15 protein-coding genes and 1 pseudogene are annotated in these 17305 nt (G+C 72.2%); 11 read left to right on the top strand and 5 right to left on the bottom strand.

From position 1 onward, the window contains the following. Window positions 1–54: 54 nt before the first annotated feature. The gene (gene dapA, locus QC282_RS00690) at window positions 55–966 is read right to left on the bottom strand and encodes a 4-hydroxy-tetrahydrodipicolinate synthase (protein ID WP_279547138.1); all 912 of its coding nucleotides are present in this window, start codon (window positions 964–966) and stop codon (window positions 55–57) included. Window positions 967–1190: 224 nt separating this feature from the next. Here dapA and QC282_RS00685 point away from each other — a divergent pair, with 224 nt between their 5' ends. From QC282_RS00685 to QC282_RS00675, 3 genes are all read left to right on the top strand, one after another. Next, window positions 1191–1634 carry a phage holin family protein gene (locus tag QC282_RS00685; protein WP_279547137.1) on the top strand — a complete coding sequence of 148 codons (444 nt, stop codon included), beginning with the start codon at window positions 1191–1193 and terminating at the stop codon, window positions 1632–1634. Further along, complete coding sequence (locus tag QC282_RS00680; RefSeq protein ID WP_279547136.1) at window positions 1631–2074, top strand: DUF3618 domain-containing protein; 444 nt, start codon at window positions 1631–1633, stop codon at window positions 2072–2074. Before QC282_RS00685 ends, QC282_RS00680 begins: the two co-directional genes overlap by 4 nt. Window positions 2075–2299: 225 nt before the next feature. Beyond that, a complete protein-coding gene (locus QC282_RS00675) occupies window positions 2300–3004 on the top strand; it encodes an antibiotic biosynthesis monooxygenase (protein ID WP_279547135.1) in 705 nt (234 codons plus the stop codon). 69 nt (window positions 3005–3073) lie between these two features. Here the strand turns inward: QC282_RS00675 and QC282_RS00670 are convergent, their stop codons facing one another. Further along, entirely contained in the window at window positions 3074–4885 is a 1812-nt protein-coding gene (locus tag QC282_RS00670) for an endonuclease/exonuclease/phosphatase family protein (protein WP_279547134.1), read from the bottom strand. A gap of 320 nt (window positions 4886–5205) precedes the next feature. Here QC282_RS00670 and QC282_RS00665 point away from each other — a divergent pair, with 320 nt between their 5' ends. The 5 genes from QC282_RS00665 to QC282_RS00645 all read left to right on the top strand — a co-directional run bounded on the left by QC282_RS00665 (window position 5206) and on the right by QC282_RS00645 (window position 11961). Then, entirely contained in the window at window positions 5206–6633 is a 1428-nt protein-coding gene (locus tag QC282_RS00665; RefSeq protein WP_279547133.1) for a hypothetical protein, read from the top strand. A 170-nt stretch (window positions 6634–6803) separates the two neighbouring features. Then, window positions 6804–8252, top strand: coding sequence for an alkaline phosphatase PhoX (locus QC282_RS00660; protein WP_279547132.1), 1449 nt, complete (start codon window positions 6804–6806; stop codon window positions 8250–8252). Window positions 8253–8608: 356 nt separating this feature from the next. Continuing rightward, complete coding sequence (locus QC282_RS00655) at window positions 8609–10192, top strand: TROVE domain-containing protein (protein ID WP_279547131.1); 1584 nt, start codon at window positions 8609–8611, stop codon at window positions 10190–10192. A gap of 85 nt (window positions 10193–10277) precedes the next feature. Further along, window positions 10278–10925 carry a GntR family transcriptional regulator gene (locus QC282_RS00650; RefSeq protein ID WP_279547130.1) on the top strand — a complete coding sequence of 216 codons (648 nt, stop codon included), beginning with the start codon at window positions 10278–10280 and terminating at the stop codon, window positions 10923–10925. 19 nt (window positions 10926–10944) lie between these two features. Beyond that, window positions 10945–11961: a 1-aminocyclopropane-1-carboxylate deaminase gene (locus tag QC282_RS00645; protein WP_279547129.1), complete on the top strand. Its 1017-nt coding sequence runs from the start codon at window positions 10945–10947 to the stop codon at window positions 11959–11961. A 125-nt stretch (window positions 11962–12086) separates the two neighbouring features. Here the strand turns inward: QC282_RS00645 and QC282_RS00640 are convergent, their stop codons facing one another. After that, the gene (locus tag QC282_RS00640) at window positions 12087–13595 is read right to left on the bottom strand and encodes a DUF4246 domain-containing protein (RefSeq protein WP_279547128.1); all 1509 of its coding nucleotides are present in this window, start codon (window positions 13593–13595) and stop codon (window positions 12087–12089) included. Window positions 13596–13721: 126 nt separating this feature from the next. Here QC282_RS00640 and QC282_RS00635 point away from each other — a divergent pair. The 3 genes and pseudogenes from QC282_RS00635 to QC282_RS00625 form a co-directional block, all read left to right on the top strand. Next, a pseudogene (locus tag QC282_RS00635) lies at window positions 13722–13826 on the top strand (transcriptional regulator); the annotation flags it as partial. After that, on the top strand, window positions 13823–14011 hold the full coding sequence (locus QC282_RS00630) for a DUF397 domain-containing protein (protein WP_279547127.1): 189 nt from the start codon (window positions 13823–13825) through the stop codon (window positions 14009–14011). The pseudogene QC282_RS00635 and the gene QC282_RS00630, both read left to right, overlap by 4 nt. 17 nt (window positions 14012–14028) lie before the next feature. Further along, the gene (locus QC282_RS00625; RefSeq protein ID WP_279547126.1) at window positions 14029–14577 is read left to right on the top strand and encodes a helix-turn-helix domain containing protein; all 549 of its coding nucleotides are present in this window, start codon (window positions 14029–14031) and stop codon (window positions 14575–14577) included. Between the two features lie 116 nt (window positions 14578–14693). Here QC282_RS00625 and QC282_RS00620 read toward each other — a convergent pair whose 3' ends face one another. Continuing rightward, entirely contained in the window at window positions 14694–15890 is a 1197-nt protein-coding gene (locus QC282_RS00620) for a TerD family protein (RefSeq protein ID WP_279547330.1), read from the bottom strand. 64 nt (window positions 15891–15954) lie between these two features. After that, window positions 15955–17199, bottom strand: a complete 1245-nt coding sequence (locus QC282_RS00615; protein ID WP_279547125.1) for an MFS transporter — start codon at window positions 17197–17199, stop codon at window positions 15955–15957. Between the last annotated feature and the right edge of the window lie 106 nt (window positions 17200–17305).

Here is a 17305-nt window from a genome sequence, read left to right as displayed (position 1 = left end):
CCTGCCGGAAACAGCCAACCGCCGCCCGCCGCCCGCCGCCCGCCCCGGTCGTCGTCAGGGAGAGGCCGTCACCAGCCGTTCGTACGCCGCCCGCAGCCCGTCGGTCGCCTCCCGGTCGGCGGGCCTGAGCGGCGGGCGGGGCGGGCCCGACGGCAGGCCGAGCGTGCCGAGCAGGGCCTTCGCGGTGACCGTGCCGGGCAGGCCCGCGGCCATCATCGACTCCACCAGTTCGCACACCTGCCGCTGGAGCCGGGCCGCCTCGGCCGTGCGCCCCGCGTCGAAGGCGTCGAGGATCGCCCGGAAGTGCCGCGGCGCCACGTTCGACACGGTGCTGACGCAGCCCGCGCCGCCGTTCGCGTACAGGGCGAGCGTGTACTCGTCGCAGCCCGTGTAGTACGCCAACTCCGTGCCCGCCAGCACCTTTTGCGTGCCCAGCAGGTCGTACGCGCAGTCCTTGACCGCCACGATCCGCGGATGGTCCGCGAGCCGGAGCATCGTCTCCGGCTCGATGCGGGTGCCGGTGCGGCCGGGGATGTCGTACAGCATCAGCGGCAGCCCGGACGCGTCCGCGACGTCCCGGAAGTGCGCCTCGACGGCGTCCTGCGGCGGGCGGCTGTAGTACGGGGTGACCACCAGCACGCCGTCCGCGCCCGCCTTCTCGGCGTCCCGGGCCAGCTCGACGGTGTGGCGGGTGTCGGAGGTGCCCACGCCCGCGACGATGTGCGCGCGGTCGCCCACCGCGTCGCGGACGGCCCTGATGAGCTCCGCCTTCTCGGCGTCCGTCGTGGTCGGCGACTCGCCCGTCGTGCCGGACAGCACGAGCCCGTCGCAGCCCTCGGCCACCAGCCGCTCGGCGAGCAGCCCGGCGCCGTCGAGATCGAGCGCCCCCGACTCGGTGAAGGGCGTGATCATGGCGCACAGGAGGCGGCCGAAGGGCGGGGCGGGGGAGGGTGAGGTCGTCGTCATGGGAGTAGTCTCGGCACGCCGACAGTGAAGCTCTACTTAATTCTTCTTCATGGTATTGATTAGATTGTCTTAGAGCTGTGCTCTGCGGTACGAACCGGGCCCGACGCGTTCGAGGCGCGGTCGGCCGGCCTCGGCCGGGGCGCGGCGCGAGCGACGGAGAGCGGCAGGGGTAGCGGGGAACGGGCGGGGTACCCGGGGCCTCCGGAACCGAGAGGAGGCGGAACGTGACCGGGACCATGGACACCGGACGCCCCGTGCGCGACGAGCGGCACTTCGCGCGCGACGAGCAGCACTCCGTGGGCGAACTCGTCGGCCAGGCCACCGAACAGCTCTCCCAGCTCATACGGCAGGAAATGGCCCTCGCCAAGATGGAGCTGACCGAGAAGGGCAAGCGCGCCGGCATGGGCGGCGGCATGCTCGGCGGCGCGGGGGCGTTCGCCTACGCCGGGCTGCTCGCCCTGTCCGCCACGGGCATCGCCGCGCTCTCACTGGTGCTGCCGGTCTGGGCCGCGGCGCTCATCGTGACGGCGGTGCTGTTCGTGATCGCCGGCGTACTGGCCGTGCTGGGCCGGGCCCAGTTGCGCCGCGCCACACCGCCCACGCCCGAGGCGACCCTCGGCAGCGTCAGGGCGGACGTCGAGGAGATCAGGGAAAGGGCACACCGATGACGCCTGCCGGGGCCAAGGGGCCAGACGAGCTGAGGCAGCAGATCGAACGCACCCGCGCCCAACTCGGCAACACCGTCGAGGAGTTGGCGGGCAAAGCGGACGTGAAGGGTCGCGCCCGGGCGCGGGCGGCCGACCTGCGGGACAAGGCCGGCGCGATGACCGTGCAACTGCGCAGCTCCGCCGCGCATGCGGGACACGCGGTGCAGGGCAGGGCCGCCAAGGCCGGGCACGCCGTCCAGGGCAAGGCCGCCAAGGCGGGTCATGCCGTGCAGGACGGGGTCGCGGAGACCACGTACGCGGCCGAGCACAAGCCCGGCCCGGTCCGCGACGTCATCGACGTCGGGCGGCACAATTCCCGGACGATGCTGATGGCCGGGGCGGTGGTCGGCGCGGTGATCGTGGCGGCCTTCCTGCTGCGCCGCCGGAACGAGCACTGCTGAGCCACCAGCTGTTGAGCCACCAGTTGCTGAGCCATCAGCGGTGGAGTCACGGCTGATGAGCCGACAGCTGTGGGGCAGGACCTGTCAGGGCCGTCCGTGCGGGCCCGGAGAGATACGGCGACCCCCGGTCGAGGCCACTCGACCGGGGGCCGCTCGTGCGCGAGGCGCCGCCCGCAGCCCGTACGGCTTGACCTCAACCTCACTTGAGGGACCAACGTGTCGGACATGACTCGCCGTACCGACACGCATCCCGACCTCGCCGACCCCCGGATCGGCGCCCCCTTCTTCAGCACCTGGCGCCTCGGCACACCCGAGCGGCAGCACCAGGCCGTCGAGGCGGTGGCCGCCACCTGGGAACGCCGGCCCTGGCCCGCCGCCGACCTGCTCGGCTACCACCTCTACACCGGCCACGACGGCTCCACGCTGATGCACTACTCGCAGTGGCGCAGCGAGCAGGCGTACGAGGCCTTCGTGAAGACCCACCGGCAGGAACGCAACGACGAGATCGACACCGCCGTGCCCGGCATCGAGCGACTGCGGCTCGGCCGCTTCCGGCACTACCGCAGCGCCGGTGCCCCGGACTGGGGCGGACGCGTGCCCGGCTGCGTGGTGATCGTCGACGTGGAGTTCGAGGGGCCGGACCCCGAGCGGCAGCGCGCCTGGGTCGACGCCGTCCTTGAGGCCCTGGACAGCGATCCCCGCCAGCACCCCGGGGGCATCGCCGCCCACTTCCACCTCAGCACGGACGGCACCCGTGTCCTCAACTACGCCGAGTGGGAGAGCGCCCGGGCCCACATCGACGCGCTGGCCGCCCCGGGGGACGGCATCGGCGGCCCGACCGAGCAGTGGCGGCGGGTGCGGAACTGGCCGGGGCTCAAGAGCAGCACGGTCACGCGGTACGACCACGCGGCCGGGCTCGTACCCGACTGATCACCGCCGCGCACACGGAAGTGCCCCGGGGCCGTCCGGCCCCGGGGCACCTCGCGTCACCGGTGGGGATCAGGGGTGGAAGCGCAGCACCTGCGGGTCGTGGTCGCTGATCTGGTCGTGGAACTCGGCGTTGATGTGCACGCTGTCGTACTCGAAGTCGCCGCCGCGCCGGATCGCCGGGCTGACCAGGATCTGGTCGAGCGTCTGGCTGTTGCCCTGGTACGTGTAGCTGTACCGCTCGCTCGCGGGCAGCGACTTGATCGCCGACCACAGCGCGCCGTCCCCTTCGAGGATCTTCGTCGTCTCGGAGAACTCGAAGTCGTTGATGTCGCCGAGCGCGATCACGGCCGCGTTCTTCTGGACGTCGAGGACCTCCTTCGCGAACGCGTTCACGGCGGCCGCCTGGAGGTGGCGCTGCGTCTCGGAGCTGCGCCTCGGCGGCTGGTACTGCGAGGTCAGACCCTGGTCGCCGCCCTTGGAGCTGAAGTGGTTGGCGATCACGAAGACCGTGCGGCCCCGGAAGACGAACTCGCCCGCCAGCGGCTTGCGGCTGTCCTCCCAGGCCTCGTTCGCCGGGTCGACGCGGCCCGGGGAGACCGTCAGGGCCGCCTTGCCGCGCCGCTCGGTCACGCCGACGGCCGTCGTGGCGTCGCCGCCCGCGCGGTCCGTGAAGGACACGCGGTCCGGGTTGAACAGGAACACCTGGCGGATGTTGCCGCCCGGCTGGCCGCCGTCCGTGCCGTCGGCCGGGTCGATGCCGCGCCAGTCGTAGCGCGGGCCGCCCGCCGCGACGACCGCGTCGATCAGCTTCGTCACCGTCCCGTCGGCGGCGACCGTGCCGTCGTTCGTGGCGCCGCTGTTGTCCTGGATCTCCTCCAGGGACACGATGTCGGGCGACTGCAGGTTGTTCACGATCGCGGCGGCGTGCGCGTCGAAGGTGCCGTCGGACGGGTCCAGGTTCTCCACGTTGTACGTCGCCACGGCCAGCTCGCCGCGGCGCTGCGCACGGGTCGTCTCGCGCTCGGTGCCCCCGCTCCGCAGGGTGCCGAGCTCGCGGGCGACCAGCGTGTAGCCGCCGTACTGGCTGTAGTCCAGCGGGCCCGTCGTGGTGCCGGCGAGGGTGTCGCCCACGTTCGCGTCCGGGAAGTCGGCGGCGCGGCCGAGGGACTGGATCTGGAGGCGGCCGGTGTTCTGCGAGTCGTACGAGCCGTACACGGTGCCGCCGCGACGGTTGTCGTTCTCGTCCGGCTTCACCGTGACCCACAGCTCGGTGTACGGGTCGGTGGCGCCCACCACGCGGGTGTCGGCGACCTGGATGTTCATGCCCTCCACGGACTCGTAGAAGTCCAGGGCGTAGGTGCCGGGCTCCAGCGGCAGCGCGTTGATCGAGCCGTTCGGCCGCGGGGCGTACGCGTCCGGCACCGAGCCCGCGTCGACGACCGCCGGGGCCGGGACCTCGTTGCCGCGGGACACGACGGTGACGGTGGGCCGGGTGATCTCCGTCAGCGACTGGTCGCCGGACGAGGTGCCGCCCGCGACGTACTCCGTGACGGTGCCGGAGACGGTGACCGCGTCGCCGACGGCCACCTTCGGGGTGGAACTCGTGAAGACGAAGACGCCCTCACTGGTGGCCGGGTCGGCGTCCGGGTTCGGGTCCTGCATCCAAAAGCCCCGGGAGCCGTAGGCGCGCACCCCGGTGACGATCCCGGTCACGCCCGTGACCTGCTTGCCGGCGTACGGGGATATCCGGGTGGTGCCCTGAATGTCGTGCACGCGCACGGTGTCGGCGTGCGCGGGGGAGACGAGGACGACGGTGGACGCCGCGGAACACACGGCGGCGACGGTGAGCGCGGCGAGGCGCGCGGACGACTGGCTCGGCAACGGGATCCCTCCGGGGACGTGACGATGCGCCGGAAACGAGGGCGGATGAAAACGCGGGGAGCGCGACCGGATGGGGCGGTGCGACGCGCGTAGCGGTCGGTGAACAGCTGTCCCCCGACTTCTACGCGCGTCAATCTCCAGCCTGCTCACACCACTTGTCAAGGTTTCGGCCATGTACGACGGCCGACGAAGAGATGAACCGGGCGGCATGGGGCGAAATCCGTCTAGGCTGAGCGGCCGAGTCGTACGACACCCCCGGGCAGTCGTACGGCACCCGCACGGGTCGTACGGCCTTCGAGGCGTCCTAGGAGAATCCGCCGATGTCAGACAGCTCCCCCCTCCCGCCGGTGCGGCTGCACCCCGAAGCGGAGCTGGCGCGCGACGCGCTGTCCACGCCCCTTCTGTCGCGGGCGGCACGGATCGCCCGCTGGGCCGGGCCGGACACCAGGGTCGACGCCGGGGGCAGCCTCGTGGACGAGCAGCTGCCTGCGGCGGCCGAGGCGCTCGAGCTCACGGGGGACGACGCGGCGGCCGACGCCGCCGAGGCGTGGCGGATCGCCCTGGACACCGGACTCGTGGAGATCGTCGACGAGGAGGAGGGCACCGTCGCCCCCGGCGCGGACCTGGCGCTGCTCACCGGCGGCTCCCCGCACGACGTGCTCGCGGTGTGGCTCGGCGCGCTGGAGACGGTGCTGGCCGACGCGAGCGTGCCCGACCTCGACGGGCTGGTCGAGGCGGTCGACCGGGGCGGCGACATCGACCTGTCGGCCCTCGGCTGGGACCCGGAGGGCGAGGCGGAGTTCCTCGACGGGGTGCTCGGCAACCTGTACCTGATGAGCGTCAGCGAGGACGGCCCCGGCGACGCCGCGGTGCCGCTGCCCGCACTGGCCGCCTCGGTGATCGTGCCCGGCGACATGACGGAGCCCTCCAACGACGTGCTGGAGCAGGTGTCCGACGCGATGATGCGGCTCGACGACCAGTTCCGGATGCTGGAGCCCGTCGGGCTCGTCCGGTACCGGCCGGTGGACGAGGCGCTGATGGCCGACGCCGACGAGGAACCGGCCGCGCCCGTCGACGACACCGACGTCACCCGCTACGGCATGGTCCGGCTGACGCCGCTGGGGCGGTACGGGCTGCGGGCGCGCCTCGTGGAGGCCGGGTTCGAGGCACCGGCCGTCGGCGACCTCGCGGACAAGGGCGCCGACGCGCTCCTCGACGGGACGTCGGCGTTCGGGCCGGCGGCGGCCCAGGCCGAGACGGAGCAGTGGCTGGCCCGCCGCGAACCGCTCGTCGCCGCGCGGGAACTGCTCGCGGCGGCGCGCGGGTCGGACGCCGGGGCACCGCTGCGCCGGCTGCGCTGCCAGCAGGCGCTGTCGCTGGTGGGCGGGACGGCCGAACCGGCGCTGCGGGAGGTCCTCGACGACGCCGAGCTCGGCGGGCTGGCCCGGGTGTGGCTGACCGAGCACGGCGCGGCGGACGTCCCCCCGCCCTCCGAGGCGATGGTCTTCTGGCTGACCGTCGACACCGTCGCCGCACAGCTCGCCGCCGAGGGCAACTCCGAGGAACTGCGGGCCCTCGTCCAGGGACTGGCCCAGCAGCACGGCGGCTTCTTCGAGGCGGCCTGGCGGGTGGACCACCCGGCGACGGCGGACGTCCTGGAGGCCATGGGCCGGCTCCACCCCGACAAGCGCATCGCGAAGGAGGCCCGCAAGGCGGCCTTCAAGGCACGGTCGCAGCACGGAGGCTGAACGACAAACCCCGACGGGTGGGCGACGGCGCCGGTGCCCCGCATCGGCGCCGGTTGGTTCACCGAACAGGGAACGGTGGCGTCGACCGGCGTTCAGACGGTGTTCAGGCACGGGCGGGAACGTGGCGCGGAACGAGGTCCGCCGCCGCACCCACCGTCACAGGAGACGCCATGCCGCTCACCCGCAGGGACTTCGCCAGAACCTCCGCGTTCACCGGGGCCGGTGTCGCACTGGCGGGCAGCGTCGCCGCCCTCGCCTCCGCCCCGGGCGCCCTCGCCACCACGGACACCGAGAGCGTCGGCGACACGTCGCGGGACGCGCACGGCGGGGTGGGCTACGGACCGCTGATCCCCGACCCGGACGGCATCCTCGCGCTGCCCGCCGGGTTCACCTACCGCGTCCTCACGCACAGCGGCCGCACCAGGCTGGAGTCCGGGGAGTACACCCCCTCCAACCACGACGGCACCGCCGCCTTCGCCGGACCGCGCGGCACCACGCTCCTCGTCAACAACCACGAACTGAAGGGCCCGCGCGCCAACTGGGACCACCCCGTGCCGCTCACCGAGGGCCTCGTCTACGACCCGGCCGCGTCCGGCGGCTGCACCGTCGTCGAGGTGCGCCCCGACGGACGCGTCGCCGAGTGGGTCGGCATCGCCGGCACCTCCACCAACTGCGCGGGCGGCAGCACCCCGTGGGGCACCTGGCTGACCTGCGAGGAGAACTCCGACCGGGCCGGCGTCAACGGCATGACCAAGGACCACGGCTACGTCTTCGAGGTCGACCCCGCCGACCGGCGCGCCAACCGCGACCCCAAGCCGCTGAAGTTCTTCGGCCGTTACGACCACGAGGCCGTCGTCATCGACCCCAGGCGCGGCCACGCCTACCTCACCGAGGACGCCTCGGGCCCCAACGGCCTCTTCTTCCGCTGGACCCCGCCGGAGGACTTCGCCTACGGCCCCGGCAGGTTCCGTGCCCTGGCCGACGACGCGGGCCGCCTCCAGGCCCCCAGGTGCTACGACTCCGGCGGCAGGTTCGTCGACGACCTGTCCCGCGCCACGAGGACCGGCACCGTGTACGGCGTCGACTGGGTGGACGTCCCCGACCGCGACGCCCGCACCGTCCCCGTCCGCAAGCAGTTCGCCGCCGGTGAGATCACCCGCGCCCGCAAGCTGGAGGGCATGTGGTGGGGCGACGGCGGCGCCTACCTCGTGTCCTCCTTCGCCCGCGAGGAGAGCCCCGGCGCGGCGCACGACGGCCAGGTGTGGTTCTACGACCCCAGGCGCCGCACGCTCACCCTGAAGGTGCTGCTCGGCGTGAACCCCGACCCGTCGAGCGACGGCGCCTTCGACGGCCCGGACAACATCACCGTCTCCCCGTACGGCGGTCTGATCCTCGCCGAGGACGGGGAGGGCGTCTCGCACCTCTTCGGAGCGACCGACAGCGGCCGCACCTACCCCATCGCCCGCAACGAACTGAACGTGGGCACCGAACAGGAGCCGGAGTACAGCGAATTCGCCGGCGTCACCTTCTCGCCCGACGGCCGCACCCTGTTCGCCAACATCCAGGACCCGGGCATCCTGCTCGCCATCACAGGGCCCTGGAAGCGGCAGCGCCGCTAATCCCCGGTGCTCGCCCGGTAATTCACTCGCACCCCGCGAGCCGCGCCTCCTACAGTGAGATCAGAACGTCACGCACCTCCCGGTGCGACGGCGGCGGCTACTTCTCTTTCACAGAATCCGATGCCGCCGCCGACCTGATCTCGGGAGGCGCAGCTCAAGGTGGGTGTCCGGTGCGCAGCAGCGGATACTTCATTGGATCAGAGGGTTGCGGGTTCAAGTCCCGTCACCGACCTCGGGTCGGTGTAGCTCAAATGGGTAGAGCATCCGACTAAAAGCCCGTCGCCGACTTCGATCTCGGACATCCTCCTTTTGCTGTGCCTCCCTCCGAAAACACTGTGAATTCGGGGGAATTCAGCATGGCGCGATTCAACATACGGGGCGTGAAGGCGCAGCCCGCCTCGCGGGTGACGTCGACCGGCCGCCTGCTCCGCACCTTCGAGGGCGGCCGGGGCCAGGAGCGCGACGCCCGCTCCGAGCTCTTTCTGCTCGCCGTCTCCCACTTCGTCTCCCAGCAGACCTTCTACGAGACCGGCGCCGCCCGCGACGAGCGCTTCACGAAGCTGGTGCGCGAGCTCGCCGTCACCGACCCCGCCTGGACCGCCGGCCTGCTCGGCTGGCTGCGCGGCGAGGGCAACCTGCGCACCGCGTCGGTCGTGGGCGCCGCCGAGTACGTGAAGGCGCGCCTCGACGCGGGCGTGACCGACGGCCCCTCGAACCGGCGGGTCGTGGACTGCGTGCTGCGCCGGCCCGACGAGCCGGGCGAACTGCTCGCCTACTGGACGTCGGTGCACGGCCGTGCCGTCCCCAAGCCCGTCAAGCGCGGCATCGCCGACGCCGTACGCCGGCTCTACAACGGCAAGTCGCTGCTGAAGTACGACACCGCCTCCAAGGGCTACCGCTTCGGCGACATCCTCAACCTGGTGCACGCGGCGCCCGACCCGGACAAGCCGTGGCAGGGCGAGCTGTTCCGGTACGCGCTGGACCGCCGGCACCACCCGGAGACCGCCGAGCCGCCCGCGGCCGACCGGGTCCTGACCGCGCACCGCGAGCTGATGGCGCTGCCGGTCGAGGAGCGGCGCGCGGTCGTCACCTCGCCCGGCGGTGCCGAGCGGCTGGCGGCGGCCGGGATGACGTGGGAGGCGCTGGCCGGCTGGCTCCAGGGTCCGATGGACAGGGCGGCCTGGGAGGCCGTCATCCCGTCCATGGGCACCATGGCACTGGTCCGCAACCTGCGGAACTTCGACGAGGCCGGCGTCTCGGACGAAGTCGCCGAGCGGGTCGCGGCCCGGATCGCCGACCCGGCGGAGGTCGCGCGCTCGCGGCAGTTCCCGTTCCGGTACCTCGCCGCGTACCAGCACGCGCCGTCGCTGCGCTGGTCGTACGCGCTGGAGCGGGCGCTCGGGCACTCGCTGGCCAACGTGCCCGCGCTGCCCGGCCGGACGCTGGTGCTGGTCGACCGCTCGGGCTCGATGTTCTGCTCGCGGCTGTCGGACCGCTCGGAGCTCAACCGGGCCGACGCGGCGGCGATCTTCGGCACGGCGCTCGCGCTGCGGGCGGCGGACGCGGACCTCGTGGAGTTCGGCACTACGAGCAAGGAGGTGCGGTTCCGCCGGGGCGAGTCGGTGCTGAAGATCCTCGGGCGCTTCGGCGACCTGGGCGGCACCGACACGACCGAGGCGGTGCGCCGGCACTACAGGAAGCACGACCGGGTGCTGATCGTCACCGACGAGCAGTACACGTACCACCGGCACGGCGACCCGACCGAGCAGGTCCCCGCCCAGGTGCCGGTCTACACGTGGAACCTGGCCGGGTATCGCGCGGGCCACGGACCGTCCGGGAAGGCCAACCGGCACACCTTCGGCGGCCTCTCGGACGCGGCGTTCCGGATGGTGCCGCTGCTGGAGGCGGCCCGGGACGCCGACTGGCCCTGGGCGGCCTGAGCCGGGCGGCACGGCCCGCATCCCCTGCCGGGGGGTGCGGGCCGCACCCTTGTCCGCCCACGGATTGACATCTAACATTTCAGTCGTGGAGGCCATCAGACCCGTGCGCCGCACCCTGCTCAGGGACCGCGCCTACGAGGTGATCCGCGACGCCATCGTCGCCGGGGAGATCGAACCTGGCGCGGTGGTCCGCGACGCCGACCTCGCCGAGCGGCTCGGACTGTCCCGGGCGCCGGTGCGTGAGGCGTTCGCGCGGCTCGTGGACGAAGGGCTGCTGGAGAGCAAGCCGCAGAGCTACACGCGGGTCACCCCGGTCGTCGCCGCCGACGTGCGGGACGCGGCCGCCGTGGTCGGAGCCATGCACGAACTGGTCACGCGGGTCGCCGTGCCCCGGTTGCGCCCGGCGGACGTCGACGCGATGCGCGCGGCCAACGAACGGTTCGCCGCCGCCGTGCGAGCGGGCGACGTGGACGGCGCCCTGCGCGCCGACGACGAACTCCACGACGTCCTCGTCCGGGTGAGCGCCAACCGTGCCGCCGCCGCGACGATCACCCGCTACACCCCGCTCATCCGCCGGCTGGAGCGACGCCGCTTCGGCGAGGGCGGTGCCTGTCGTTCGGCAGGGCTGCACGAGCAGCTCATCGAGGCCTGCGCCGCCGGTGACACGGACGGCGCGGTACGGGCCACCGCGGACATCTGGCGGGGCCTGGAAGGGCCGGCCGACGCCCCGTGACGAAACCCGGAGGACCCGCATGTCCCTTTCCTCGTACGAGCGTTACCCCCTGCTGTTCGGGCCGTCGCCCGTGCACCCGCTGGAGCGGCTGACCGAGCACCTCGGCGGCGCCGCGCTGTGGGCCAAGCGGGAGGACTGCAACTCCGGGATCGCCTACGGCGGCAACAAGACCCGCAAGCTGGAGTACCTCGTCGCCGACGCCCTCGCGCAGGGCTGCGACACGCTGGTCTCGATCGGCGGCGTGCAGTCCAACCACACCCGGCAGGTCGCCGCCGTCGCCGCGCGCGCAGGCCTGAAGTGCGTGCTCGTGCAGGAGAGCTGGGTGGAGTGGCCCGACTCCGTGTACGACAAGGTCGGCAACATCCTGGTGAGCCGGCTAGCCGGGGCCGAGGTGCGGCTGGTGCGGGCCGGGTTCGGGATCGGCGTCAAGGAGAGCTGGGAACAGGCGCTGCGCGAGGTCGAGGATTCGGGCGGCAGACCGTACGCCATCCCGGCCGGCGCCTCCGACCATCCGCTGGGCGGCCTCGGCTTCGCGGGCTGGGCCTACGAGGTCGCCGAGCAGGAGCGGCAGTTGGGCGTCTTCTTCGACACCGTCGTGGTGTGCTCGGTGACCGGCTCGACGCAGGCCGGGATGGTCGCCGGGTTCCGCGCGCTGGAGGAGGCGGGCGGCCGGCCCAGGCGGGTGCTCGGCATCGACGCCTCGGCCGAACCGGCCCGCACCCGCGAGCAGATCGCCCGGATCGCCCACCGCACCGGCGGGCTCATCGGGGTCCGCGCGGAACTGACGGAGGCGGACATCGAACTCGACGAGCGCTACCACGCGGGTGTCTACGGCATCCCCGACGAGACCACCCTGGACGCGATGCGCCTCGCGGCCCGCACGGAGGGGATGGTCACGGACCCGGTGTACGAGGGCAAGTCGATGGCCGGGATGATCGACCTGGTCTCCCGGGGCGAGATCCCGCGCGACGCGACGGTCCTCTACGCCCACCTCGGCGGCCAGCCCGCGCTGAACGCGTACAGCGCGTTGTTCTGACATCGTGCCCTCCCACGGCGGCCGTCGGGTCGCCGTGGCAACTGCTCCCGGCGCCACCGTTCGCACACGGCCGGTCCGGCGGGCAGGTGCTCCACCCGCCGAATCGGCGCCGGCGTTCGGTCGGGTCAGTGCTCGCAGAGAGAGAACTCTCGCTCGTAGAGCTGCTCGTTGTGTTCGTCGACGAAGAACTTGCGTTCGTACATGAGTTGTTCGCGGTAGTCCTTGGCCTGTTCGAGCGTCATCGTCGAGGTCTCGGACCAGGGCTGTTGCGGTGGCACGTCGGAGGTCGAGACGATCTTTTCCGACGGGTCGACCAGGAAGAACGCGAGGATTTTGCGATGTCCCGGGCGGGTGGGGTCCGTGAGGCGGAATGAACCGACGCGGTGTTGCAGGATGTTCGGGAACGCCAGGCAGCGGCCCGCCGGCGTCGATGCCGAGCCGAGTGTCTGGTTCAGCGGGTCTTCGTCCTCCAGGCCGTAGACCTCACGCAGGCCGTTGTCGTCGTTCTGTTCGTAGTACGGGTCGTCGAGCGCGGCCCGGAAACCCAGCCGGCTTTCGGTGATGTTGTCGCTGTCCCAGTAGTAGATGCCGGTCGAGACGATCCGCTCGTTCAGCATTCCCTCGACATGCCAGGAACCGCCCGGGTATTCGGGCTTGTCCGGCGTGAGATGGATGGTGGCGAGCTTGGTGATGACCTGGAGACGGCGGCCCCGCAGGTCGACCCGGGCGGAGGCGTCGGGCACCTCGGGCGGGGCGAAGGCCGGGGCGTCCGGGACGACCGGGAGGCGGTTCTCCCACCAGTCGTCCTGGGCCTGGCCCCATGCGCGGACGGCTTCTTGGTAGGCCGCCTCATCGCTGTAGGCGGATCTGTCAGGGCGCTCCGGCTCCGAGTCGTACCAACCGTAAGGGTCCGCCTCGATCCGCAGGGGTCGCGGATGGCGCAGATCGGTGAGCACGTTCTCCAGGAGCGGGCGCATGCGCGCGAACAAGTCCGGCAGAACGGAGGCCAGTTCGCGATGGTCCTCGGGGTGGACGTTGTTGACGTACGAGAGGAACGTGACGTCGCCGTCGTCACTGACGTCGACATCCGTGGGCAGCCACTGGAACTTCTCCGAGAACTCGTATGTGGAGTAGCGGTCCGTCGGGTTCTGCCAGGCCCGCTCGGGCGCGTTGCTCACCCCTCTCACCAGGCAGAAGAGTGAGGGGTGCACCAAGTCGAGTACCTGGCCGTCGGATCCGGGGTGCCAGTCCCGTTCTGCTTCGGGGACCTCTTCCAGGACCCGGACCGCCTCGCGCAGTCGGGTTCTGAGCTTGTCGTCGACCAGCGTGTCCGACTGCCACACGCCGTCGACGGCGGACACCTCGACGCCGGTTCGTTCGTCCCGCAGCGCGGCGTAATGCGCGAGTTCGGCAAGCACGTAACGCACCTGCGCCTCGGTGAGGCCCTGGGCGACCGCTTCCCGCGTCCACCTGGCGACGATTTCGGCATCGTTCATCTTGTCGAACCACCCCGGCTTCGCCCGAATGTGGGCGCTGCACTGCATCATCTGAAGTTCACGCAGCGTTCTGGGTGTCGCGAACGATATGGAACGAGAGGCCTGAAAGGGCAGCGGGAAAGTGGGCAGGCCGGTCAATTCTCTGGGTCCCCCCGGTCGGTGTGCGGTGACGGGAAGGATACGTCAGCGCACTGACACGGCAGCCGAGTCGAGTGGTCCGGGCTGCCCGGCAGTCCGGCTGTCCGGCTGACTCGGTCCTCGGTCCAAGAGATCAGTGTCCTTCAGCAGCGGTATGCGAAACTGCGTCCGCAGGCTCTTACCCCCGGTGATTCCCGGAGTCTGCTGGAGCGGATGCGAGGAGCACTATGAGCCCCACCACCGAACTCGCCTGGTTCAAGAGCAGCTACAGCGGCTCGGAGGGCGACGACTGTGTCGAGGTCGCCGCCTGTACCGAGCTCGTGCACGTCCGTGACTCCAAGGACAAGGACGGTGCTCAGCTCGCCCTCGGGGCCGACGCCTGGGCGCGGTTCGTGTCGCACGCCGCTCGTGACTGACGGCTGAGGCCGGGTCCGTGCGTGCCGATGCCCGGCGCAATTACGAGCGGCTGCTGAAGGCCGCGGTGGAGGCCTTCTCCGAGCACGGGGAGCGCGCTTCGCTGGACGACATCGCCAAGCGGGCCGGGGTCGGGACCGGGACGCTGTACCGGCATTTCCCCAGTCGGCGGGACCTGTTGGAGGCCGCCTACCTCGACCGGATCGAGGCCATCGCCGCGCGTGCCGATGTGCTTGCCGCGCGGCTGGCGCCCGGCGAGGCGCTGGTCGCGTGGCTCGGGGAGCTGGGTGCCGGGGCCCTTCGGGTGTGTGGGCTGAAGGCGCTGCTGGGGTCGGCCGTCACCGACGACGGGCCCGCCTGCGGTGACCGTCTCCGGGTAGCCGCCGACCGGCTGGTGCGGGCCGCGCAGGACGAGGGCACGCTGCGCTCCGACGTCGAGCCCATCGAGGTGCTGCGGCTCGCTCACGCGGTGGCCACCGCGTCCGAGGCCGCCGATTCCGGTGGTGGGCAGATCCGCCGGTATCTGGAGCTGCTGCTCGGCGGACTGCGCCCCCGCGACGGCGGCTGAGGGCGCCGGGGGCACCCACCCGAACAGAGGGCGCCGGGGCGGCACCCAAGGACAGAGGGCGCCGGGGGCCCCGACAGCAGGCGCCCCCGGCGGCGTACGGTCGGCCCGGTGGCGCGCTACAGCGCCTGCGCCGCCGGCTTCACCATCCCCCGTACCGTGCGCGACTTCACGAAGTCGCCCATCGCCGTCATCTCCCACTCGCCCGAGAACTGCTTGATGAGCTTCGCCATCATCACGCCCGTCTGCGACTCGGCGTTGGTGAGGTCGAAGCGGACCAGTTCCTCGCCGCTCGCGGCGTCCAGCAGGCGGCAGTAGGCCTTGGCGACCTCCGTGAACTTCTGGCCCGAGAACGAGTTCACCGTGAAGACCAGTCCCGTGACCTCCTGCGGGAGGCGGCCCAGGTCGACCGTGATCACCTCGTCGTCTCCGCCGCCCTCACCCGTGAGGTTGTCGCCGGAGTGCTTGATCGCGCCGTTCACGATCTGGAGCTTGCCGAAGTAGCAGCTGTCGATGTGGTTGCGCTGCGGGCCGTAGGCGATGACCGACGCGTCCAGGTCGATGTCCTTGCCGCGGTACGCCGGCTCCCAGCCGAGGCCCATCTTGACCTGGCTGAGCAGCGGCTTGCCGCCCTTGACCAGGGAGACCGTCTGGTTCTTCTGGAGGCTCACCCGGCCCTTGTCCAGGTTGATCTTTCCGGCGCCGGGAGCCGGGGCGGGCGGCGCCGCGGGCGGGGCCGGGGGCGCGGCGGGCGCCTGGGGTGCCTGCGCCGGCGGGGCGGGCGGCGTGACCGGCATCTGCGCCGGAGCCGGGGCCGGTGCCGGTTCCTCCACCGAGACGCCGAAGTCCGTGGCGATGCCCGCCAGGCCGTTCGCGTAGCCCTGGCCGACGGCGCGCACCTTCCAGACGCCGCCGCGCAGGTAGACCTCAACGACCACCAGGGCCGTCTCCGCGCCCAGCTGCGGAGGTGTGAAGGTGGCCAGCGCGGAGCCGTCGTCGGCGTTGCGGATGGTGGCCGTCGGCTCGATGCCCTGGAAGGTCTGGCCCGCGGCGTCCGGGCTGGCGGTGATGACGATCTTCTCGATGCCCGGCGGCACGGCGCTGGTGTCGACGGTGATCGCGTCGGGGGCGGTGCCGCCGCCCGAGCGGTGGGTCACGCCGGGGCCCGTGGGCTGGTTGTAGAAGATGAAGTCGTCGTCGGAGCGCACCTTGCCGTCGGCGGTGAGCAGCAGGCCCGATACGTCGAGCCGCACCGGGGCGGCGACGTCCACCGTCACGCGCGCGGCGGGGAGAGGGATGTTCGAGCCGGGGGTCATAGCTGTCATGCCGGGTGAACGAGCGAGCCCGTTTTACCGTTCCCTTACCTGACGCCCGAATGGGTCAGGGCGCTTCCGCCGCGGACTCGGCCGGGGTCCGCGCCGCCGCCCGGCGCGGCAGCAGCAGCGGCGTCGCCAGCAGCAGGACTCCGGCCAGCGCGATCGCGACGCGGATGCCGACGAGCCCCGCGAGCAGGCCCCACAGGGCCGTCAGTGCCGCCACCGTGAGTTCGCCGGTCACCGACCAGGCCGACAGGGTGCGGGCGACGCGGTCGGTGTCCGTGTGGTCGAGGCGGGTCGTCGACAGCACCGGGTTGAACACGGCGGAGCTGAGGATCAGGCCGAACTCGACGCACATCACCAGGACGAGGCCCGCCGTGCCCGGTCCCGTGAACGCCAGGCCCACCGGCCAGCACGCCCGCATCGTCCCGGCCGTGATCAGCACCCGGTGCGGTCCGTACCGTGCCACCAGCCGGCGTGCCAGGCGTGAGCCGATCAGGCCGCCCAGGCACGGCACCGCGAAGGCCAGGCCGTACTGCCAGGGGGCGAAGCCCAGGTGGCCGACCATGAGGACCAGCAGCAGCGGCGACACCGCCATGATCAGGCCGTTGTTCAGCACCGTGTTCAGGAACAACGGGCGCAGGGTCGAGTGGGTGAGGATGTAGCGCCAGCTTTCCGCCAGGTCGCGCGGGCGGACGCGGGCCGGGGGCGCCGACTCCACGGGACGCGGCTCCTTGCCGCCCATCGCCCGCAGCCCCAGCGCCGACAGCAGGAAGCTCGCCGCGTCCGCCAGCACCGTCGTGACCGGGCCGAGGAGGCCGACGGCGGCGCCGCCGAGTGGTGGGCCCAGCATGGTCGCCGTCCACATCGTCGCCTCGAAACGGCCGTTCGCGGCGAGGAGGTCCTCCCGCCGTACGAGGGCCTTGAGGCAGGCGCCGCTCGCCGCCGTGAAGGTGATGCCGGCGGCCGAGACGACGACCGACACGATCAGAAGCTGCGCGAGGGTCAGCAGATCGAGGGCGTAGGCCACGGGGACCGTGAGGAGGGCCGCGCAGCGGATCAGGTCCGTGCCGATCATCACGGGGCGTTTGCGCCGGAACTCCACCCACGGTCCCAGCGGTACGGCCACCACCGCGCCGACCGCGAGTCCCGCGGCGGCCAGGACCGAGACCTCGGTCGGTCCGGCGCCGAGCACCATGACGGCGATCAGCGGGAACGCGTCGAAGGCGAGCCAGGTGCCGACGGTGCTGACCGTGTACGCCGCCCAGAGCCACCCGAAGCCCCGCCCCAGGGACGACCCGCCCGCCACCGAAGACCACCCCCGCCTCGTCCCGCCGCCCGGACAACCCACCCGTGGTGTCCGGTCGGCAGCGCGCGGCTCCCGGGACGGGGGAGGCACCGGGAGCCGCGCTGTC

This window comes from Streptomyces sp. DH24 (genome assembly GCF_029813775.1).
Lineage (GTDB): Bacteria > Actinomycetota > Actinomycetes > Streptomycetales > Streptomycetaceae > Streptomyces.
This window is presented reverse-complemented; position numbering and strand designations above follow the sequence as displayed.

Bases quoted from the DNA above. Each gene is read 5' to 3' on its own strand.
- QC282_RS00665 (WP_279547133.1), top strand. From the start codon at position 5,206: ATGTCAGACAGCTCCCCCCTCCCGCCGGTGCGGCTGCACCCCGAAGCG.
- QC282_RS00620 (WP_279547330.1), bottom strand. From the start codon at position 15,890: ATGACCCCCGGCTCGAACATCCCTCTCCCCGCCGCGCGCGTGACGGTG.
- QC282_RS00645 (WP_279547129.1), top strand. From the start codon at position 10,945: ATGTCCCTTTCCTCGTACGAGCGTTACCCCCTGCTGTTCGGGCCGTCG.
- QC282_RS00630 (WP_279547127.1), top strand. From the start codon at position 13,823: ATGAGCCCCACCACCGAACTCGCCTGGTTCAAGAGCAGCTACAGCGGC.
- QC282_RS00655 (WP_279547131.1), top strand. From the start codon at position 8,609: ATGGCGCGATTCAACATACGGGGCGTGAAGGCGCAGCCCGCCTCGCGG.
- dapA (WP_279547138.1), bottom strand. From the start codon at position 966: ATGACGACGACCTCACCCTCCCCCGCCCCGCCCTTCGGCCGCCTCCTG.
- QC282_RS00660 (WP_279547132.1), top strand. From the start codon at position 6,804: ATGCCGCTCACCCGCAGGGACTTCGCCAGAACCTCCGCGTTCACCGGG.
- QC282_RS00675 (WP_279547135.1), top strand. From the start codon at position 2,300: ATGACTCGCCGTACCGACACGCATCCCGACCTCGCCGACCCCCGGATC.
- QC282_RS00680 (WP_279547136.1), top strand. From the start codon at position 1,631: ATGACGCCTGCCGGGGCCAAGGGGCCAGACGAGCTGAGGCAGCAGATC.